General features: G+C 59.5%; 17 protein-coding genes, 1 tRNA gene and 1 pseudogene. 11 read left to right on the forward strand and 8 right to left on the reverse strand.

Annotation, left to right across the window (positions count from 1 at the left end; translation table 11 throughout):
- The first annotated feature begins 18 nt into the window (after nt 1-18).
- Nucleotides 19-688: pseudogene (locus OF385_RS07605) on the forward strand (N-acetylmannosamine-6-phosphate 2-epimerase).
- A 75-nt stretch (nt 689-763) separates the two neighbouring features.
- A complete protein-coding gene (locus OF385_RS07610) occupies nt 764-1,327 on the forward strand; it encodes a hypothetical protein (RefSeq protein ID WP_264277718.1) in 564 nt (187 codons plus the stop codon).
- Here OF385_RS07610 and OF385_RS07615 read toward each other — a convergent pair.
- On the reverse strand, nt 1,324-2,736 hold the full coding sequence (locus OF385_RS07615) for a PLP-dependent aminotransferase family protein (RefSeq protein WP_264277719.1): 1,413 nt from the start codon (nt 2,734-2,736) through the stop codon (nt 1,324-1,326). The genes OF385_RS07610 and OF385_RS07615 overlap by 4 nt on opposite strands.
- On the opposite strand from OF385_RS07615, the gene OF385_RS07620 reads away from it, so the two are divergent.
- From OF385_RS07620 to OF385_RS07630, 3 genes are all read left to right on the forward strand, one after another.
- Nucleotides 2,735-3,700, forward strand: a complete 966-nt coding sequence (locus OF385_RS07620; RefSeq protein WP_264277720.1) for a DMT family transporter — start codon at nt 2,735-2,737, stop codon at nt 3,698-3,700. The genes OF385_RS07615 and OF385_RS07620 overlap by 2 nt on opposite strands.
- A gap of 106 nt (nt 3,701-3,806) precedes the next feature.
- Nucleotides 3,807-4,664, forward strand: a complete 858-nt coding sequence (locus OF385_RS07625; RefSeq protein ID WP_264277721.1) for a dihydrodipicolinate synthase family protein — start codon at nt 3,807-3,809, stop codon at nt 4,662-4,664.
- Nucleotides 4,665-4,818: 154 nt separating this feature from the next.
- The gene (locus OF385_RS07630) at nt 4,819-5,259 is read left to right on the forward strand and encodes a VOC family protein (protein WP_264277722.1); all 441 of its coding nucleotides are present in this window, start codon (nt 4,819-4,821) and stop codon (nt 5,257-5,259) included.
- 62 nt (nt 5,260-5,321) lie between these two features.
- Here OF385_RS07630 and OF385_RS07635 read toward each other — a convergent pair whose 3' ends face one another.
- On the reverse strand, nt 5,322-7,337 hold the full coding sequence (locus OF385_RS07635; protein WP_264277723.1) for an acyl-CoA dehydrogenase family protein: 2,016 nt from the start codon (nt 7,335-7,337) through the stop codon (nt 5,322-5,324).
- 47 nt (nt 7,338-7,384) lie between these two features.
- A complete protein-coding gene (locus tag OF385_RS07640; RefSeq protein WP_264277724.1) occupies nt 7,385-8,044 on the reverse strand; it encodes a TetR/AcrR family transcriptional regulator in 660 nt (219 codons plus the stop codon).
- Between the two features lie 72 nt (nt 8,045-8,116).
- Here OF385_RS07640 and OF385_RS07645 point away from each other — a divergent pair, with 72 nt between their 5' ends.
- From OF385_RS07645 to OF385_RS07655, 3 genes are read left to right on the forward strand one after another with little or no spacing between them, the layout of a single operon-like run.
- Entirely contained in the window at nt 8,117-9,412 is a 1,296-nt protein-coding gene (locus OF385_RS07645) for an acetyl-CoA C-acetyltransferase (RefSeq protein WP_264277725.1), read from the forward strand.
- Nucleotides 9,412-10,749 (forward strand): 3-oxoacyl-ACP reductase, encoded by a 1,338-nt coding sequence (locus OF385_RS07650; RefSeq protein WP_264277726.1) that lies wholly within the window; start codon nt 9,412-9,414, stop codon nt 10,747-10,749. The genes OF385_RS07645 and OF385_RS07650 overlap by 1 nt, the downstream gene beginning before the upstream one ends.
- Nucleotides 10,750-11,607 carry a MaoC/PaaZ C-terminal domain-containing protein gene (locus OF385_RS07655; protein ID WP_264277727.1) on the forward strand — a complete coding sequence of 286 codons (858 nt, stop codon included), beginning with the start codon at nt 10,750-10,752 and terminating at the stop codon, nt 11,605-11,607.
- 56 nt (nt 11,608-11,663) lie between these two features.
- On the opposite strand, the gene OF385_RS07660 is transcribed toward OF385_RS07655, so the two are convergent.
- From OF385_RS07660 to OF385_RS07680, 5 genes are all read right to left on the reverse strand, one after another.
- The gene (locus tag OF385_RS07660; RefSeq protein WP_264277728.1) at nt 11,664-12,818 is read right to left on the reverse strand and encodes a glycosyltransferase; all 1,155 of its coding nucleotides are present in this window, start codon (nt 12,816-12,818) and stop codon (nt 11,664-11,666) included.
- Nucleotides 12,819-12,920: 102 nt separating this feature from the next.
- Entirely contained in the window at nt 12,921-13,847 is a 927-nt protein-coding gene (locus OF385_RS07665) for an alpha/beta fold hydrolase (RefSeq protein WP_264277729.1), read from the reverse strand.
- A 150-nt stretch (nt 13,848-13,997) separates the two neighbouring features.
- A tRNA-Leu gene (locus OF385_RS07670) sits at nt 13,998-14,082 on the reverse strand.
- Between the two features lie 228 nt (nt 14,083-14,310).
- Nucleotides 14,311-14,958, reverse strand: a complete 648-nt coding sequence (locus OF385_RS07675; RefSeq protein ID WP_264277730.1) for an NADPH-dependent F420 reductase — start codon at nt 14,956-14,958, stop codon at nt 14,311-14,313.
- 79 nt (nt 14,959-15,037) lie between these two features.
- A complete protein-coding gene (locus OF385_RS07680) occupies nt 15,038-16,321 on the reverse strand; it encodes an Nramp family divalent metal transporter (protein WP_264277731.1) in 1,284 nt (427 codons plus the stop codon).
- 243 nt (nt 16,322-16,564) lie between these two features.
- On the opposite strand from OF385_RS07680, the gene OF385_RS07685 reads away from it, so the two are divergent.
- The 3 genes from OF385_RS07685 to OF385_RS07695 are packed head-to-tail and all read left to right on the forward strand — an operon-like array spanning nt 16,565 to nt 19,630.
- Nucleotides 16,565-17,233, forward strand: a complete 669-nt coding sequence (locus OF385_RS07685; protein WP_264277732.1) for a response regulator transcription factor — start codon at nt 16,565-16,567, stop codon at nt 17,231-17,233.
- A complete protein-coding gene (locus tag OF385_RS07690) occupies nt 17,230-18,663 on the forward strand; it encodes a sensor histidine kinase (RefSeq protein ID WP_264277733.1) in 1,434 nt (477 codons plus the stop codon). Before OF385_RS07685 ends, OF385_RS07690 begins: the two co-directional genes overlap by 4 nt.
- On the forward strand, nt 18,656-19,630 hold the full coding sequence (locus OF385_RS07695) for a TAXI family TRAP transporter solute-binding subunit (RefSeq protein WP_264277734.1): 975 nt from the start codon (nt 18,656-18,658) through the stop codon (nt 19,628-19,630). The genes OF385_RS07690 and OF385_RS07695 overlap by 8 nt, the downstream gene beginning before the upstream one ends.
- Nucleotides 19,631-19,662 lie beyond the last annotated feature (32 nt).

Raw genomic sequence — 19,662 nt, forward strand, 5'->3', positions numbered from 1 at the left:
GTCTTGAGCAGACCTCAGATGCTGCTCACGGCAGCTGCACTCGAAGTGCTGCACGGACGATTGATCGTTGTGGCACAGGCTTTTCCAGGTGAACCTAGGCGCGCCCCGCATACCATGGCGCTGGTGGCCGCTTCGGCTGCGATCGGAGGAGCCGCCGCGGTGAGCGTGCAGGGCATGGCGGATCTCCAGCTATCGCGCTCGGCCGTCCAGGTTCCGGTGATCGGCCCGTTCAAGGATGGCCACGATGGAGTAGCCATCGCACCCAACATCGCCCATGCCGTAGCGAATATTGTCACTTTGGACGGCACCCGACGACAGCGATCCAATCAAAAAATTACCTGGCCGAAACCATCAGCGCCGTAAACGAACACAGCAGCGCGCTGGTCATGGCGGACTGCGGGTCCCTGGACGATGCCCTATCGGCCACCGAGGCCAGAGCCGATTTGATCGGATCAACCCTGGCCGAATCTGCGGACGAGCGTCCGAAGACGAGGGGCTGCATCTGGCACTGATCGTGCAGTTCGCCGCGGCCGGCCTGGGCCTTCCGCTGATTGCTGAAGGCAGGATCCATGCCCCGGCGCGAGCCCGTGCCGCTCTGGACGCCAGAGCCTTTGCCGTCGTGGTGTGGACCGCTATCACCCGCCCAGCGAGCATCACCGGGAGATTCGATGCGGCCTTGCACGGATAGCATTTTTCCTTGGCCGGGTAATCTGACCTAGGGTTAAAGCTGAATCCCGCAAATCCTTAACATCGGAGAAAGCCAATGGACACCTTCATCAAGGGCCCTTCCAAGCGTGACGTAGCCGGCATGAAAGCAGCCCTTGGCGCCATTGAAGCTTCCGAGGTCATTTCAGTGTTGTACAAGACCGAACGCTTCGGAAATTTCCTCGTGACCGGCGCGGCCCACACTACGGTTCTCGATGATGTGATGGTTGGCGGACTGAACGCGGCGGCGGCCAAGAAGAAGGCCAAGGCCGGAGATGGTTCAGAGGTGATGCAACGGCAACCGGACAAGGAAGTGCGAGCATTCCCTGCCCAGTTCGACGGGGAATTCTCGCCTGAGGATGTAGAAGCCTCGCAGCTGAGCCACGGCGATCTGGTGGTGGCCTCCTTCAGCCAGGACCCCTACGGCGATTTTGTGATCACCGGCGTGGTGACCGAAGCCGAAAACGACCGCTGCTACCTGATGGTAGGCCCATGGATCTTGCAGACGGCACAGGGCAATGCCCAGCGCCTGCTCAAGATCCAGCTCGTTGCCGGCAACGGGACCCACCTCGCACCGGTGCCAACCCGCCGCGGCCTGGTAGAAGTCGACGGCCTGGCCTAGCGGCTAGTGGTCCTCAAGGCCTCACCCAAGATCCGGCCTGCCTCGTCGAATGCGCCGGGATTCGGACCGGAGTAGTTCAGCCGCAGGTATTGGCCGGATTCCTCGGCGGGGAACCAGCTGGCACCCGGCGCGATCGCCAAGCGGCGCGCCTCGCACTCCTTCTCCAAACGGCGAAGATCAGTCCCATCGGGAAGCTGAACCCACAGGTTCAAACCTCCCTGCGGGATTTGTTGCAGGTGGGCTTCGGGGACATGGCGGGTCAGGGCATCAATGAGCAGATCACGGCGGCTTTCTAGCTGTTGGCGTAGCGATCTCAGGTGGGTTCGCCAGCCGGGCTGGCTGACCACATCCAGGGCCACTGCCTGCAGCGGACCGCTGACATACATCGATTGCGCCTGATGATCCGCCAAGACCCGTTCGCGCGCCGGTCCGCGGGCGATCAGCCCGGCGACACGCACCGCAGGGGAAACGCTTTTGGTCAGCGAACGCAGGTACAGAACGTGGCCGTTATCCTCTCGTGCCGCGAGCGGAGATGAGTCGGCATTGATCCCGAAGTCCTTGGCCCAGTCATCTTCGATAAGGAATGCGCCCCGTTTCTTGATGATTTCAAGCACCCGCTCTGATACGTCCGGACTCCACTGAACCCCGGTGGGATTGGCGAAATTAGGATGCGCATAGAACGCCCTTGCGCCGGTGCGTTCAAAGGCAAGATCCAGCTCGTGGGTATCAGGTCCGCAGGGTCCTGCCGGAATGGGAATCAGGCTCACGCCGACTTGAGCCGCGGCGAGAATGGCTCCCCAATAGGTCGGCGATTCGATGAGCATCGGCTGCCCTTCGCCAACCAGAGCTCTGAAGACTGATCCAAGTCCGCTTTGGCTGCCGGGCAGGACAATGACGTCCCTCGCACTTGGCGGGCTGAGGCCCGGCAGCGTTTGTTCTGCGAGCTCTTGGGCAAACCATGACTGGAGTTCTGGCAGTCCCGCCGGTTCTGTCCTTTGGAGCACGGATTCGCTGCGTGCGACCCGGCTGAAAGCGGCCTTGACCAATCTTTCGGGCAGCAGCTCGCGGTCCGGATATCCCGAATGGAGCGCAATAAAGTCGTTGGGCAGCGTGCGCTGGCTGGCGTGAACCGGCGGGAGCTTTTGCCGGGGAATACCCAACGCGGCAGTTTGCCATCCGTAGTCGTACGGCCGGGCGATCGGCGCGGCGCGGACAAAAGTTCCAATGCCGGGACGTGACTCGATAAGACCTTGCGCGATGAGTGTCCGCAGGGCTTTTTGCACGGTCACCGGACTGAGCGAATGTTGCGCAACCAGTTGTCGGGTTGACGGCAGCTGGGTCCCCGCAGGCGCTTGCGTGATCCAGTCCCGCAGTATCAATACCAGGTTTTCACTGCTACTGTTAATCATGAAGCATCATAGTACCGCTACTCTAACTACGTGCCAACCGCTACTGAACACCCCAGCCGGGTTGCTCTGGGGTTCGCTCGGGGTTCTCGCCTTTTCGTTCACGGTTCCCATGACCCGCATTGCCGTGGCGAATGAGGGCATGGATCCGATATTCGTCGGCGCCGGAAGGGCGGTCATCGCCGCCATCCTTGCCGCGATCGCGCTTTGGACTACGAAACAAGAACGCCCGAATGCCTCTCAATGGCTGCGCCTGTCGGTGGTTGCCTTCGGAGTGGTGCTTGGCTTTCCGCTGCTGACTTCATTTGCCATGGCCAGCGTGCCAGCGAACCACGGAGCCGTGGTCATCGCCATCCTTCCCGCAGCTACAGCGGTGGCCGCGGTAATTCGCACGAAGGAACGTACCAAGGCATCTTTCTGGTATGCAGCAGCTATCGGGGCGCTGGCGGCCGTAGTCTTCGCAGTGATCAGTGGCGGGGGACTGGCAGGACTCCAACCCGCGGATCTTCTGCTCCTGGCAGCGGTGGTCGTGTGCGGCATCGGTTATGCCGAAGGAGGACTGCTCGCCCGTGAACTAGGTGCATGGCAGACGATTTCCTGGGCCTTGGTCCTTGCTTCGCCGCTGATGCTGGTCTTGAGTTTGACGAGCCTCCATCACCAAGCTCCTGCCAGCGGACCAGCGGGATGGGGTGCCTTCGCCTTTTTGGGTTTCATCAGCATGTTCTTGGGTTTTGTCGCCTGGTACCGCGGATTGGCCATCGGACCGATGTCGCAGGTCAGCCAGGTGCAACTGGTGCAGCCCGTGCTGACAATCCTTTGGGCCGCCTTGCTGCTGGGCGAAAACATCGGCTGGAGCACAATCGCCGGAGGCACTGTGGTCATCTGTTGCGCTTTGCTAGCTATCCGTTCCCGGGCCACCACTGCCACCACTGATGCGTCCGGCACCATCGCTGCTTCAGCAAAGTAGACATCTGCATCTGACACGATAGGAACATCTGACCTAGAGAGAGGTACCCGTGAACACTTTTACCGGTTTGAGCGCATTTCCGCTCACTCCTCTACATGATGACGAAGTGGATGAGTCTTCGTTTATCGCCATCGTCCAGCGGCTTTGCGCTGCAGGGGTCGATTCGATCACCGCCCTTGGTTCAACTGGCTCTTATATGTATCTGAGCCGAGAAGAACGAGCACGAGTTGCAGAACTGGCGGTAGAACATTCGACTAATATCCCAGTGATCATCGGCGTGGGCGCAATGCGCTCCTCGCAGATGCTGATGAATATCGACGATGCCAAGGCCGCAGGAGCCCAAGGCGTCTTGCTTGCTCCTGTGGGGTATCAGAAGATGAGCGATTCTGAAGTTCTCGACTTGTATCGGGCTGCGACTGACCACAGCGACTTGCCAGTGATCGTCTACGACAATCCGGGGACAACGCACTTTACTTTCAGCAATGATCTATATGCACGAATTGCCGCGCTGCCGGGAATCGCGTCAATCAAGGTTCCAGGAGTGCCTGATGATCCCGAGAAGGCCAAAGACCACATTGCGGCGATTCGCGACGTCTTGCCCGCACACGTCACCATTGGTGTTTCCGGTGATGCCTTCGGCGCCTCGGGGCTGATTGCCGGATGCGACGCCTGGTACACCGCGGTCGGCGGGACCCTTCCACAACCCATGTTGGCGATTACCCGTGCAGCTCAATCGGGTGATCACCCGAGAGCTCTGGCTGCATCCCGTGATCTTCAGCCGTTGTGGTCGCTATTCACTGACTTCGGCGGAAGCCTGAGGGTCAGCGCGGCGATTGCAGAGCACTTCGGTTTGGCGCAATTCGACTGCTTGCCCAAGCCTATTCGAGGCCTGGATGATACCCAACGCCGGAAGCTGATCAAGGTTCTGCTGGACCTGGGATTGGATGAGACGGTCTCCGGGTAGGGACACAATCCGTTCGTTGAGGCGATGTTGTCCTGGCGCAGTTTTCCGTGACTGGCAACTATTAGGGGAGCGCCGCCTATGGTGGGAAGGCAGATTCGCTCGTAGCATGAGAACGGATGAAAGAGACATCAATCCGAGGCGCAAGGAGTCGGGCATGGGGCGAATCAGCAGGTTTGATCATATCGGTATTACCGTGGCGAATCTTGACGAGGTCACCAGATTCTTCGTCGCATTGGGCCTGAGCGTCGATGGGCGAGCCGATGGCCTGGAAGGCGAATTCCTGGAAACCGTTTGCGGCATCCCGGACTCCCGCACGAACATCGTGATGTTGAAGGCCCCGGATAGCGACGTGGGAATCGAGCTTTCCAGTTTTGAAAAGCCCGCGCATGGACCCGGGCAGCCCGAGGCCATGGCCAACGAACTGGGATTGCGATCCCTGGCCTTCGAAGTGGACGACCTGCGGGCTGCAGTGGCCGATCTGGAAAGTCAAGGTTATGGACTGATCGGCGGGATTGGCGAACACGAAGAGGTCTGGGCCATGGCTTATGTCCGTGGCCCTGAAGGGCTAATCGTCGCACTGGCACAGCGCCTGTGAAAAGTGGTTAAAGAGCATCGGCGTCCGATGTCATTCACGAGACATCGGACGCCAACAATTAGCTAGGCGGAGGCTTTCTTCAGTGATTTCTCACTGATGGGAGCATTGTCGCTGGCACGCAGCTTCCGGAAGTACTCCATGGCTTCGTCCTGGCGTTCGGCTTCACCGCCGGAGGAAATGTCGGCCCGCAGGTGGTCCTGGGTGTAGCCGAAAGCATCAACCAGGTCCTGCGCGTGTGGACGCAGACGGGCGAGCAAGCGGTTGATGTAGCCAGGAAGCGTCCGTGCACGCTGCATCGACAGGTGGCCGTTGGCCAGGAACCAGCCGAGGTCCTCTTCAATGAGCGTCAGCGTGAATACGTCGCGCAGCCAAGTCAGCACTTCTGCGGTGACTGGGTCCGAGATTTTCTCCAGCGCGGCGGTAAATGCTTCCCACCGCAAAAGTTGGCCGTGGTCGCGAGCCGCGGAAATCAGCAGCTCCTGGTTGTCGTTGAAGGCCTGGGCGGACTTGGCTGGATCCTTTCCGGCGGCGCGAAGCGCGTTGGCCACTTCTGCGACCTTGGCATTGATCCGGTCGGTGAGCAATGCACGCTGATTGGCTGAATCCTTGAAGAAGTTCGCGCTCTTGCGTTCATCCGAGATGTCAACCAATGCTTGGCCGACACTGCGCAGCCCCGAACGGTGCAAGGCGGTGTTTCCGACTTGCTTTGCTGCATACAGCGCCATGGCTCCGGTATCCAGCTTGCGGAATTCGGCAGCGTAGTCGGTGAGCAGGCGCTTTCCCACGAGCTGCAACAGCACATTGTTGTCGCCCTCGAAGGTGACGTAGACATCCAGATCTTGGTAGAGCTGGGTGAACCGGTTCTTGGCAATGAATCCGGAACCGCCGCAAGCTTCACGGCATTCCTGCAACGTATCCAAAGCATCCCACGTGCTCAATGGCTTCAAGGCGGCCGCCAGGGTTTCCAAATCCTGACGGTCGGCATCGCTGTCGGCGCGTCCTGAGAAAACGGCATCAAATTTATCGAGCAGCCCGTCATGGGCGAAGGAAGAAGCATAGGTGCGCGCCAGACGGGTAATCAGGCGACGCTGGTGACGCTGGTAATCCAGGAGAGTGGTTTCCTCGGTGTCCGAAGTCGAGTTGAACTGCCGGCGCTGGTTGCCATAGGTCACAGCAATCTGCAGGCCGATCTTCGAAGCGCTGGTCGCTGCACCATCCAGGGAAACTCGACCCTGCACCAACGTGCCGAGCATGGTGAAGAAGCGGCGGCCCGGCGAAGGGATAGGCGAGCTGTAGGAACCGTCAGCGGCGACATTGCCGTAGCGGTTGAGCAGGTTGGTGCGTGGAACGCGCACATTGGTGAAATGCAGTCGTCCGTTGTCGATGCCGTTCAGCCCGCCTTTGAGGCCATCGTCTCCGCCGCCGATGCCCGGCAGGAAGTTGCCCTGCTCATCGCGGATCGGTACGTAGAAGCAGTGGACGCCATGATTCACGCCCTTGGTGATGAGTTGCGCGAAAACGGTTGCCGCTTTGCCATGCAATGCGGCGTTGCCCAGGTACTCTTTCCAGGTTGCCTTAAACGGGGTGTGGACGATGAATTCTTCGGTTTCCTCGTCGTAGGTTGCGGTGGTGGCCACCGAAGCCACATCCGAGCCGTGGCCGATCTCGGTCATGGCGAAAGCACCTGGGGTTTTCAGGCTCATGGCATCTGGAAGCCACTTGGCGTGGTGCTCTTCGGTGCCCAGATGCAGAATGGCTCCGGCGAAGAGCCCCCATTGGACACCGGCCTTGATCTGGAGGGAAGGGTCGGCGGCAACTAGTTCCTCGAAAGAGGCGATGGACCCGCCGTGGTCGTCATAGCCACCGAATTTTGTCGGGAATGCCCGCTGAACGGCTTCCTCGTTAACCAGGAGGCCTAGCTGGCCCAAGACACGTTCGCGGTGCTCGTCCATGCCCAGCTGCGGATCACGCTGAAGCTCAGGTCGGGCGGCGCGAGCACGGGAGGCCTTGCGGATTTCGGCGTAAGGGCCGAGCAGCTGTTCGGCCAGATCGGTGACGTTGATGCGGTTCTCGCTCATGACGTGCCTTTCATTCTGTGTTGAGTCGGATGTTGATGCTTTGTTTCTCATGCGTTCTTCACGTCGGAAGTCGAGGCGATGCCGTAGGCCAACCAGTTGGTCAATTCCTGGGCCATGGTTTCGAGATTCGGCTTTGAGTCTGATTCCGGTTGGCGCAACCACTGTTCTCCTGCTGCTCGGACCATGCCAAGGGCAGCTCGTGGCCAGAACCCCAGGGCGGCAGTCGTGGCTTTTTGGTCATAGAGCTTCAGCAGCCGCACACTGATCAGTTCCGAGGCTTCATCGAAGAAATCGTTGAGTGCCCCAGCGGATTCGCCATCTGCCGAGCGTTGCGCGCCGGTGACGAAGTAGTAGAGGTTGGGGCTGTTGGTAGCCAGTTCAAGATAGGCCGTGACCATCGCGTGCAAGGAACTGAGTTCCTGGTCCTTGGCCAGCGCCGCGGCGATGACGCGGTCGCGGAAATCGTTGATGACTTTGGCGCTCAAAGCCTGGCGCAGCCCTTCTTTGTCTCCGAAGTACCGGTAATAGACGGGTTTGGATGTTTTCGCATGGCTGGCGATGTCTTCCATGGATACCTGAGGCCCCAGCTTGTGCACGGCCTTGCGTGCGAGCTTGAGCAGTTCCTCGTGGCGGGCGGTGCGATGCGCGTGCCAGCGCACGGCCCGGCCGTCAGTTTCACCATCTATTACTTCCGTGATCTTGTTCACGTTACTCACAGTATCATGTACTCTTGGTTACAGTAATAGGAGTCACAACAATCCATGCAGGAGTTTTTGAACATGACCCAGCAGTCCGTGCGCAATGCCGTGATTATCGGTGGCAATCGCATCCCCTTTGCTCGTTCCAACACCGCCTACGTCAACGCGTCGAACCAAGACATGTTCACCGCCGCACTTGAAGGTCTGGTCGCCCGCTTCGGATTGCAAGGCGAGCGCATGGGCGCTGTCAGCGGCGGCGCTGTGTTGAAGCATTCCAAGGATTTCAACCTCATTCGCGAATCAGTGCTCGGGTCCTCATTGGACCCGGCTACTCCCGCTTACGATGTGCAGATGGCCTGTGCCACCGGCATGGAAGCCATTGGCGCACTGGCCAATAAGATCAAGCTGGGTCAGTTGGAATCAGCCATTGGCGGCGGCGTTGATACAACTTCAGATGCGCCAATTGCTGTTTCAGAATCCCTGCGCGCAGTCCTGCTTGAACTTTCACGGGCACGCCGCACGAAGGATAAGCTGAAGGCGCTGGCTAAGATCCGCCCTGCGCACTTGGCCCCTTCGGCCCCTGGAACCGGCGAGCCGCGCACTGGATTGTCGATGGGGGACCATCAGGCCTTGACCACGAAGGCCTGGGCAATCACCCGGGAAGCGCAGGACGAACTGGCCCTGGCCAGCCACAAGAACCTTGCAGCGGCCTATGACCGTGGCTTCTTCAATGATCTTGTGACCCCTTTCAACGGCCTAGCCAAGGACAACAACCTGCGCGCCGATTCAACCCTTGAGAAGTTGGCCAAGCTGAAGCCAGCGTTCGGCAAGAACCTGGGCGAAGAGGCCACCATGACTGCCGGCAACTCGACCCCGCTGACCGATGGTGCCTCGGCGGTCCTTTTGGGCAGCGAAGATTATGCGCGCAGCCATGACCTTCCGATGCTCGCCAACTTTGTTGATTTCGAAGCCGCGGCGGTGGACTTTGTCCATGGCGCCGAAGGGCTGCTCATGGCACCGGCCTATGCCACGGCCCGGATGCTGCAACGGAATAACCTCACCTTGCAGGACTTCGATTTCTATGAGATCCATGAAGCCTTCGCTGGCACCGTGCTTTCAACGCTCAAGGCATGGGAAGACGAAGAATTCTGCCGTGGAAAGCTGGGACTCGACGCTCCGCTAGGAGCAATCGACCGGGCCAAGCTGAACGTCAACGGCTCCTCGCTGGCCGCCGGACACCCCTTCGCCGCCACCGGCGGACGCATCATCGCCAGCACGGCAAAGATGCTTCACGAGAAGGGCTCGGGCCGTGCGCTCATTTCCGTTTGCGCCGCAGGCGGACAGGGCGTTGTCGCAATCTTGGAGGCCCGTAGCTAATGGCTGATAAGTACATGGAGCTCGTGAACTCCGGAGCCACGAAAAAACTGGCTAAGCTCTTGGGCCTTCCTCGTCCGCCGCGCTTGCGGCGCTATGCGCCAGAAAGCCCATTGCTGCCAGGCCCATTGCTGGTGCTCGGAGCGTCGGCCCACGCACAAGAATTAAGCGACGTCCTGGTCTCTTGGGGGCTGGATGTTCGTCGTCACGACGCGGGAGGCGCGAAACTCGGCGGCATCCTCGTGCTGCTTGACGAGGTGGAGCATCCGCAGTCCCTGTCGCCCGTGATGCTCAGCGCCGGCCGTGCGCTTCGCCAGCTCTTGCCAGGCTCGCGGGTGGTTTCCATGTCGCGTCCGGCCACGGCTCAAGATGCTCCGGCCACCGCCGCCGTGCGACAGGGCATCGATGGGGCCATCCGTTCGCTCGGGCGCGAAATGCGCGGTGGCTCCACCGCAAATGGCATCGTGCTTGAAGAATCCACTACGCCAGTCAGTCCTAGTGCGTTGGCCGCGTTGCACTTCTTCTTCTCGGGGCGCAGCGCTTATATCGATGGCCAGTTCCTGACAGTGCGTACCGGGGACGGGACACTGCCGGCAGACTTCGCACTGCCACTGGCAGGGAAAGTCGCCGTGGTCACCGGAGCGGCGCGCGGAATCGGCGCGGCAATCGCCCGCACCCTGGCCCGTGATGGCGCCCAGGTTGTGGTTGTGGACATGCCGCAGGCCGGCGACTCGCTGGCCAAGGTCGCGAATACCATCGGCGCCACCACCCTTCAACTGGATGTCACCGCGCCAGATGCGGCGCAACAGATCATGGAACACGCGCTCGGGCGTCATGGTTCGCTGGACATCGTGGTTCATAACGCCGGCATCACCCGGGACAAATTGCTGGCCAATATGGACGCTGGGCGCTGGGACTCGGTGATCGCCGTGAACATCGCCTCGCAATTGCGCATGAATGAAGCGTTCTTGGCAGCAAAGCTGCCTAACTTGCGCATTGTCTCGCTGGCATCCACCTCGGGCATCGCAGGCAACCGGGGACAGACAAACTATGCCGCGTCCAAGGGCGGCGTCATCGGAATGGTGCGCTCCAGCGCCAAGCTGTTCGCGGAACAAGGCGGGTCCATTGCCGCGGTCGCACCAGGATTCATCGAAACCGAGATGACGGCCAAGATTCCATTGGGCACCCGTACGGTGGCACGCATGCTCCTTCCCTCGCTGATGCAGGGAGGCCTGCCGGAAGACGTGGCCGAAGCAATTAGCTTCCTCGGTTCAGATGCAGCGGCAGGCCTGAATGGGCAGGTGCTTCGAGTGTGTGGCCAGTCGCTGGTTGGTGCATAAGTGGGCGCCCTGATCGTTTCCGAAATCCCTTCAATGGCCTCGGTGTACGCCAAGGCGGCCAAAACGCTGGGACGCAAGCCTAAGAACCCGGTACTTCCACAGACTGTGTTGGTATTCCAAGGCGCGCAGGCGCAGCGGGGGAAGCTCAACGAGTTCCGAAAGGCCGTAGGGGCGCCGATGAACGCGGTGTTGCCTAGCCTTTATGTGCACTCCTTGGCCTTCCCGCTGGCCATGTCCTTGATGCTTCGCGATGATTTCCCGCTGCCGCTATTGGGCATGATCCATTTGGGCAACCATGTCGATGTGGCTCAGCCTCTTGGCGAGGACGAGGTCTTCGATATAGAGGTCCACAGCGAGAATCTGAATTCACACGCAAAAGGCGCCACCTGCGATCTGGTGATCCGGATTGTCGCCGACGGCCACGACCGCATGATCTTGCGCAGCACATTCCTGGCCAAGGGCGTGAAGTTCCCGGGCGAAGAGCCAGTCCGAAGTGAACGAAGAGTCTTCGACGCTCCGGTTCGCACCGCCCACTGGAAACTTGATGCAGGCACCGGTCGTCGATGGGCGAACGTTGCAGGGGACTACAACCCGATCCATTTGTCGGGCCTGAGTGCCAAGGCCCTTGGAATGCCTGCCGCGATTGCCCACGGCATTTACCTGGCAGCGCGTGCCTTGGCCGGTATCGAGCCCGCGCAGCACAGCTACTCGTGGACTGTCGAATTCAAGACGCCGGTGGTTTTGCCGGCTGCCGTTGACTTGGCCTTCGAGCCAACCGCGGATGGTTTCCTCGTTAACGCGTGGCATGCGCGCAAGGGCAAGCCGCACTTCGAATTGGTGCTCAATCGCACCGGTTAGTAGCGTAATGAGTTCTGGTCTTCAATCAGCGATGGTTGAAGGCCAGAACTTTCTAATCAGAGCTGGAGCTGCGACTGGGCCATCCGGTAGCTGGCGAGAGTGGCCACCGCAGCGCGCTCCCAGGTGAACAGCCCAGAATGCTCCAAGGCTCCATGGCCTGCGGCTGTCACCTCATCAGGATTTTGGGCCAGCTCGACAAGTCTGCGAGCCCACAGGGAAGCATCCGGTTCCGGCATCAGCCACCCGGATCGTCGGTCATTCACGGCGTAGGCAAGCCCTCCGACTGCATTTGCCATCACTGGTGTACCGCACGCCTGGGCCTCTGCGGCCACCAAGCCGAAAGTCTCGGACAAAGAAGGAACAGCGACTATGTCGGCGTTGGCAAAGACCAGCGCTAGTTTGGCCGGTTCCAAGGGATCGTAGAAGCGGACGACGTCGCTCAGATCCTGCCTCTTGGCGAGGGATTCCAAGTCGTAGTCGGCAGATCCCGACATCGCGCCGAATAACGAAGCGGTAATGCGCAACTCCGGATGGCTGCGCCGGGCGATCCCCATTGCTTCAAGCAGCAAGTGGGCTCCCTTGAGCGGCTGCAAGCGACCTGCATAGACCAGATGCAGATCATCCTCGCCCAGGGGCCTGCGCAATTTGTCCTGGTCCGGGTGGAAAATCCGGTGATTCACCCCTGGCAGCACGACATCTAATTTGCTGGATTCCACGTCGTAAAAGCGTGCCAATTGCTTGGCTTCAACGGGAGTATTGGCGATGATGCGTGCGCATTCAGCAAGCAGCAGCTTCTCGGCTTCTTTGCGATTTCCCGGCTCGGCAATACCCGATTCATGCTCCTTGGCAGCGGCCGAGGTATGCATCGAAACCAACAGGGGCGCGGACCATTGCTCAGCGAGCTGGAGTCCGACCATTCCCGACAGCCAATAATGAGCGTGAACGATATCGAACTTCAGTCCCTGCGAATGTGCGGAGACTTCTTGCACAGCAGGGGCGATGATCTCCGGGAGCTCTTCCTTCGACAGAGTTTGCTCAGCCGCTACCTGGACCTCGTGCATCCACACGCCTTCACCAACCTGAAGAGACCGTGATTCCGAAGCGGTCCGCGTGATCATGTGCACTTCGTGGCCTAAAGCCCCCAATGCGAAGGAGAGGTTCTGAATGTACACGTTCATGCCGCCGGCGTCGCCTGAGCCTGGTTGCTGCATCGGTGAAGTATGCAGGGAAAGCATGGCAATGCGCATGTGATTGGCTCCAGGAAAAGTCGGGGGAGACGGGATACTCGGCGTGGCTATCCAGAATTGATGCTATCAAGAAGCTAGCCCTAGCATCGTGGAATTTGCAGCCGTCCACCGCTCAACCATCGTTGCTCCGCCATGAGCGTCGTTTTCGCAAATCTGCAGCTCCGATCCCGGCCAAGCCCGATGCAGTTTCCACGCGGTGGCCACCGGGCTTGAAACATCATGTCGCCCATGGATGAAGATGGCCGGCAGGTGCTTCACGCGGTCGATCTGTTGCAGGATCGGCGGTTGGCAAAAGCCGTCGTTAGACCAGAAGTGCGTCGTGAGCCGGGTCATCGAATGCCGGAAATCCTGGTCACTCCATCGTGGATCGCGAGTCACTGACCCGCTGCCAAGGGAAATATGGGTATCTTCCCAGAGTGCCCACTCCAAGGATGCGGCATCTCGAAGAACAGAGTCTGAATTCGCCAGTAACCGCGCATAGGAATCGATCAGGCTTTTTGAGCCTGATTCGTATTCCGGATCGTAGTCGCGGGCAAATTTCTCAAGGCGTTCCCAGGCCTCGGGAAAAATTGAGCCGACGGTTTCGGTGATCCATTGGACTTCGTCCCTGCTGGTGGTAGTCACGGCGAAGAGCACTTGGCCGTGAACCCGTTCTGGGTGCGCTTGGGCATAAGCCAACGCCAGAGTTGAGCCCCATGACACCCCGTTCAGGATCCATTTGTCGATGCCGCGGGCGATGCGCAGGGCTTTAATGTCTTGGATCATTTTCTGCATTGTGAAGTGATCTGAGGGAACTGCGAGGTCGGCTGCTGTTGGTGTCGAGCGTCCGCAACCTCGTTGTTCAAACCCGATCAGCCTGGTTCGGGGCAGATCCCAGCGCTGGCGATACCCGGAGTTCCCCAGAGTCCCACCCGGTCCGCCGTGTAAATGCAAGGCTGGAATACCCTCGGGAGAGCCAAATTCTTCCCAATACAATCTGCTGCCGTCGCCCACTGGGAGAAAGCCGTGCTCGCGAGGATTATTGAAATGAACCGAGGAATCCATATCTGAACTTTATGCGAGGCACAGGCAATTGGCAGTGTTTTCGAGTGGCACATAAAAAGAAATTCCCGGTTGACCAAAGTCAACCGGGAATTTCACCTGTGCGCGAAAGGGGACTTGAACCCCTACCCTCTTATCGAGGACTAGCACCTCAAGCTAGCGCGTCTACCTATTCCGCCACCCGCGCAGGTTACTCGTTGTTCGCGTTGTTATCGCTGGCAACGAAGTAAAACTTTACCATCCCTTTCGAGTGAATTCCAATCGGGCGGCTCTGGGGCGGAGCGGCCCAAGATTCCCGGAAATTCGGGGGAAAATCGCGTTTGAGTAGTAATTTAACGAGTAAATTTCGTCATTCAGTGGCAAGGGTCACATGAATTATCTACGATTTGCCTAGTGAAGGGTTAGATTCGTGTGTTCAACATGCGGGATCCTTGGTAATCCTCTGAACCAGATCCTCTGCCCCGAGTACCTCGTTAAAGATTTCTCCCAAGGGTTCCAAACTCCGCCCTTGTGCCAAATCGGCAAGTTGGACCGGAGCGAAACCTAGCTGTCTAATCAAGGTCGCCACGACTGCAGCATCGCGGGGATTGTCTGACGCGATCGCCAGGGCACGCTGGGCTTCGGTCTTGGTCGCGCGATCCGCATCGAGATCCCAATGGCTGATGTGATTCAAGGCTTTAACCACGCGCGTCTGGCTGAAATGCTCAGCGATAGCTTCCGAACTGGAAAGGCCGCGGTCCAACGAGTCCTGGAACCAGGGAGGAAGGGGTTCGTCCTCCCAGCGATTTGTCGCGTCAATTAGCAGAACGTCTGCCAAGGAACCCGTATCGACGTCATCCAAGTCCTCTTGTGGAACCATGAGGGCCACGAGCTCGACATCTTCGGCGATATCACCAGCATTCACCGCGAGCGCGTGTGGCGCGTACTGCATCAGATGGTATTTCATTTGCCGTGCAGGACGAGTGCCCGCGATCTTTACTTGAATGCCTGCGGATGCCGCTGACCTCGCCAACGCGGTGCCCGCCCGGCCTGCTCCGAGGATTCCGATTTTCTTGATGCCCATGACACCAGCGTAAAGGTCAGGGCCGCCGCCTGAAGCGCAAATCGCGCAACAGGCAGCGGCCCTGAAACTCCTCTAAATACTATCCAGCCCACAAGGGCGAGAGCGACTTGTAGAGCTGCTGCGCGCCAAGGATGATAAACAGGACTGCAGTAATGGCCAAGGCCGTGTTGGTGTGCCAGCGGTTGGCCCACTGCTTCGGGATCCGATGGCCATTGAGCAGCCCCAGAAGGGTTACAGCGAGGAATGGCATGAACAGCGCACCCAGCACGCCGTAGGCAAGGATGAGCGCAATTGGCTTGTCCAGTAGGAACAGCAGCATCGGCGGGAAAGTCAGCCAGAGGACGTAGAACTTGAAGTACTTGCCACCGGTCATGGTATCCGGGTGGTTCGCCGGGCGCTTGCGCATATGCCCCCAGAAGTCAGCGAACATCAATGACACGCCATTCCAGACGCCGATGATGGAGGAGAAGGAAGCGGCCCAGAAGCCCACGAGGAAACCGTTGCCGACAACGACGCCGTACTTTTCCTTGAGGACATCAGAGAGCTCCAGCAAACCCTCGTCGCCTCCGGAAATTGCTACGCCTGCAGAGCGGACAACCTCTGCCCCGACAATCAGCATGGCGATCACGAAGATGCCAGTCATCACGTAGGCCATTGAATTGTCGATACGCATGACACGCATCCACTTAGGCGAGTACCAGCCCTTTTCGCGCAGCCAGTATCCGTAGGCTGCCAAGGTGATCGTGCCGCCTACGCCACCGGCCAGGGCCAGGGTGTAGACCACGCCGCCGGAGGGAATCATTGGGATGAGGCCCTTGAGCATTTCAGGAACATTGGGCACTGCGATAATTGCCAGTCCGACAACGGTGACGAACATGATGCCAACGAGTACCGCGGTGATCTTTTCAAAGACCTGATAGCGGCCAAACCAGACCATGACGAAGCCCAGCAAGCCCATGATGACTGCCCAGATCTTCAGATCTACGCTAGGGATCAAAGCCGCCAGCGGCAGGGCCGCCGAGCTCATTGCCGTGGCGCCATAAACGAAGCCCCAAATGATGATGTAGGGACCGAAGTACCATGTTGTCCACCTGCCCAGGGACTTCCAGCCTTCGAAGATCGTCTTGCCCGTGGCCAGGGTGTAGCGGCCGGCACCTTCAACGAGGACGATCTTCAGGATCACGCCCAGGATCACAGCCCAAAGAAGGGCGTAGCCATATTGGCTGCCGGCCACCAAAGTTGCCACCATATCCGCGGCGCCAACGCCGGTCGCGGCTACCACAAGACCTGGGCCGATGATCTTCCAGCGTGGCGGCCCGGAGGCCTCTAGGCCGGCATCGGGTGCCTGCGTGTTTTCACTCATTGAGTTATTCCTTTGTCACAGTGCGGTTCGCCGCGGCCCGAATCATCAGTGATCGGGGCCACAAGCGTGCGAGATCGTAATCAATATTGGTAGTGGTTCAGGTTACTCGCAAACTGAGCCGGAAGTACTAACACTTTCTTAGGACAACAAGGCGCCTTCATCACTGCGGCGCCGGGATATTGGTAGAATCGTTTAGTTATCCCGGGCGCAGCGGCCCACCAAGGAACCACTGAGGATGGTGCCGTGCAGCTATTGATCGTCGAAGACGACCAATCCGTGGCGGATGCGCTGATTGACGCCGTTAGCGCAGCCGGCCATCATGCGGTGCTCGCGAGCCGTGGATCCGATGCCTTGTTGCGCCACCACGATGTTCACCTGATTCTGCTGGATCTCGGTCTGCCTGACATGGACGGGTTGGAAGTCCTTCGCAAGCTTCGCCAAGTCAGCGATGTCCCAGTGATCATCCTCAGCGCCAGGGACGACGAGCGAAGTGTTGTGCGTGGCTTGCGCCAAGGCGCCGACGATTACCTGGTCAAGCCAATAGGGCTGGCGGTCCTGCTGGCAAGGATCGAGGCCGTAGCCCGACGAACCGGCGGCAAATCCGCGGCCACCAGGAATCAGATCAATGCCGGAACCCTGTCCATAGATCTGGGCAAGCATGAAGCTGTTTTGGCGGGGAAGCCGCTGGGACTGACGGCCAAGGAATTCGAGCTTCTCACTTTGCTCGCAAGGCACGCAGGCTCGGTCGTCACTCGCGAACAGATCCTCGATCGGCTCTGGGGCGACGCTTTCTTGGCTGTATCCCGTTCCCTGGACGTGCACCTGACCGGCCTGCGGGCGAAGCTTGCTACCCCCGGGATGATCGTGAACGTTCGTGGCGTCGGGTATCGGCTTGAGGCGCCGAGCTCGTGAGGTCCCGCATCCTGTCAGTCCTCGGTTCCTTGCTGCTGGTGATCGTGGTTCTGGTCAGCACGGTCTTGATGCAGAGCGTCAGCCGCGATGCCACAGCGGATCTCCAAGTGAACCGGCTCTCGGCTCTGAACCGTTTTGTGCAACTCGCCTCCCATGCCAACGGCGACGATGACTTGGAAATGCTGCAGCTGGAAATGGACACCTATTCCCAGCTCTATGGCGAGGCGCTGTTGATCGTGGCGGACGGACACCAGCTGGCATCAGGGGAAATTCAGCCGGAGGACCCAGTAGTTGTTGAAGCGCTGCGGGCTGCAACATTGAATTTGGAACATACGGAAATTCCCGCAGTCAACCCATTCTCCGATAAAGCTGCGCTGATCACCCGTCCTTTCGGGAATACTGCCCAGGTGCTAGGTTCCGTGACTATGAATGTCAACCTCGAGCCTGCCCGGATGAGGGTGCTCCAGTCGTCGAGCATGGTCCTGATAATATCCCTCGCTGTCGGCGCGATCTTCTTGCTGTTGGCGGATCGGCTAGCGACATGGGTCATACGGCCTCTTCACCGCCTGGACGATTCCGTGCGGTTGCTGACCCGGACTCAACGCCCAATCCCGCTCGTTGATCAAGGACCTCCGGAGTTGCAAGCCTTGTCCCGCTCCGTCAGCAATATGGCCCAGACCATGGCGACAAGCCTCCAGCAGCAACAAGAGCTGATCGCTGAGACTTCCCACCAATTGCGTAATCCGGTGGCGGCGCTGAGACTGCGAGTGGACCTGCTGAAAATGCGAGGCAGCGATGATTCGAGCCCCGATGCCCTGCATGCGGTGGAGGATGAATTGGCCCGCGTGGAGATACTGCTGGACGATGTGTTGCGCCTAGCCAGGGCAGAGCACCGATTGACCGAGCAGAATTCCGAGGCATCCGCTGTCGAGGCGGGGACTCGAAGAGAATCCATCAACGCCTTGGAGGTCCTCGCAGAGGAAATCGAGCGTCAGTCCGCCGTTGCGCAAGCGTCAGGCAACACCCTGAACCTGGACACGGCGTCGGAACCCGTGGGCGATGCGCTGGTCTGGTGCAATGGTTTTGACCTCCAGCAGATGGTGTCAGAGCTCCTGGAAAACTCCATGAAATATGCACCAGGAACACAAGTTGAGCTAGGCATCAGACATTCAGGAACCATGCTCGACATCCTGGTGAGCGATCAAGGTCCTGGACTGAGCGCTGCGGAACTCGCTTCGGCGGGGGAGCGCTTCTGGCGATCTGAACGGGTCCGCGGCACTGCGGGCACGGGACTGGGATTGGCAATCGTGGATAGATTGGCCCGAGCCAACGCAGGCCAGATCATAGTGGCTGCCAACGAGGGGACAGGGCTCAAGATCATCATCAGGCTACCTCGGGCCTCGTCAGGACAGGAGGGAGCTGATGACTGACCGGTACTCGCCAGAACGACGCGCACTGCTCAAAGTCCTATTGTCAGCGCCGGCTGTTGCGACGCTTCCCGCCTTGAGCGCCTGTAGCCAACGAACTGGCCAGTCGCGTCTGGACATTGCCTCCGGTGAAGAGGGAGGCATGTACTTCGAATTCGCGCAGCTGCTCTCGGCGGCGCTGGTCAAGAATGGAATTGCCGAGACCTCGGCGGCGCTTAAAACAGAGGCAAGCGCACAGAACCTCGACTTGCTGGTGCAAGGCCGAGCGCATCTGGCATTGGCGCTAGCCGACACCGTCGCCGAGTTCCGCGCCAAGCATACGAAACAGGCTGGCATCAGTGCTTTAGGGCGGGTGTACCAGAATTATTTCCATTGCATCGTCAAGGCCAACAGCGGAATTGAATCGTTGCGTGATTTCCCGGGCCGCACCATCGGCACGGGGGCAGCGGGTTCCGGAACCTGGGTCACCGGCCAGCGGATTTTGCAGGTTGCGGGACTCAAAGAGCATCGCCAGGCGCCTGCCGAGCGCATGCTCGGCTACGCATCAGGGATGGAGGCGCTCGGTCACGGGGATATCGACGTGCTCTTCCTCTTCGGCGGGATGCCAGTACGGCCGTTGACCGATTTGGCCAGAGCCCAAGACCTGCGTCTCCTGGATGTCACTGAGGTGCTTGGGAAGCTGCGTGATGCGTATCCCGGTCTTTATGACCGGGTGGTTATTCCAGGCAACACGTATCCGGGGATAGCTGGCGTCGATGCAATCGGAGTCAGCAACCTGCTCATGGCCCGGTCCGATCTGCCAGTCAAAACCGCGAAGGGCATCGTCAAGCTCCTGACGACCCAAGCCCACCAGCTCGTGCCTGGATCCAGCTCGGGTATCCAGCATTTGACTCCTGAGACGCTGGTGAGCACTGCCGGGCAACCGCTGCACCCCGGTGCCAGGGATGCCTATCTTGAGCTCCATGGCTGAGAGCCAAAGCAGCAAGACTAAGAGACGATTCG

This window comes from Glutamicibacter sp. JL.03c, assembly GCF_025854375.1.
Lineage (GTDB): Bacteria > Actinomycetota > Actinomycetes > Actinomycetales > Micrococcaceae > Glutamicibacter.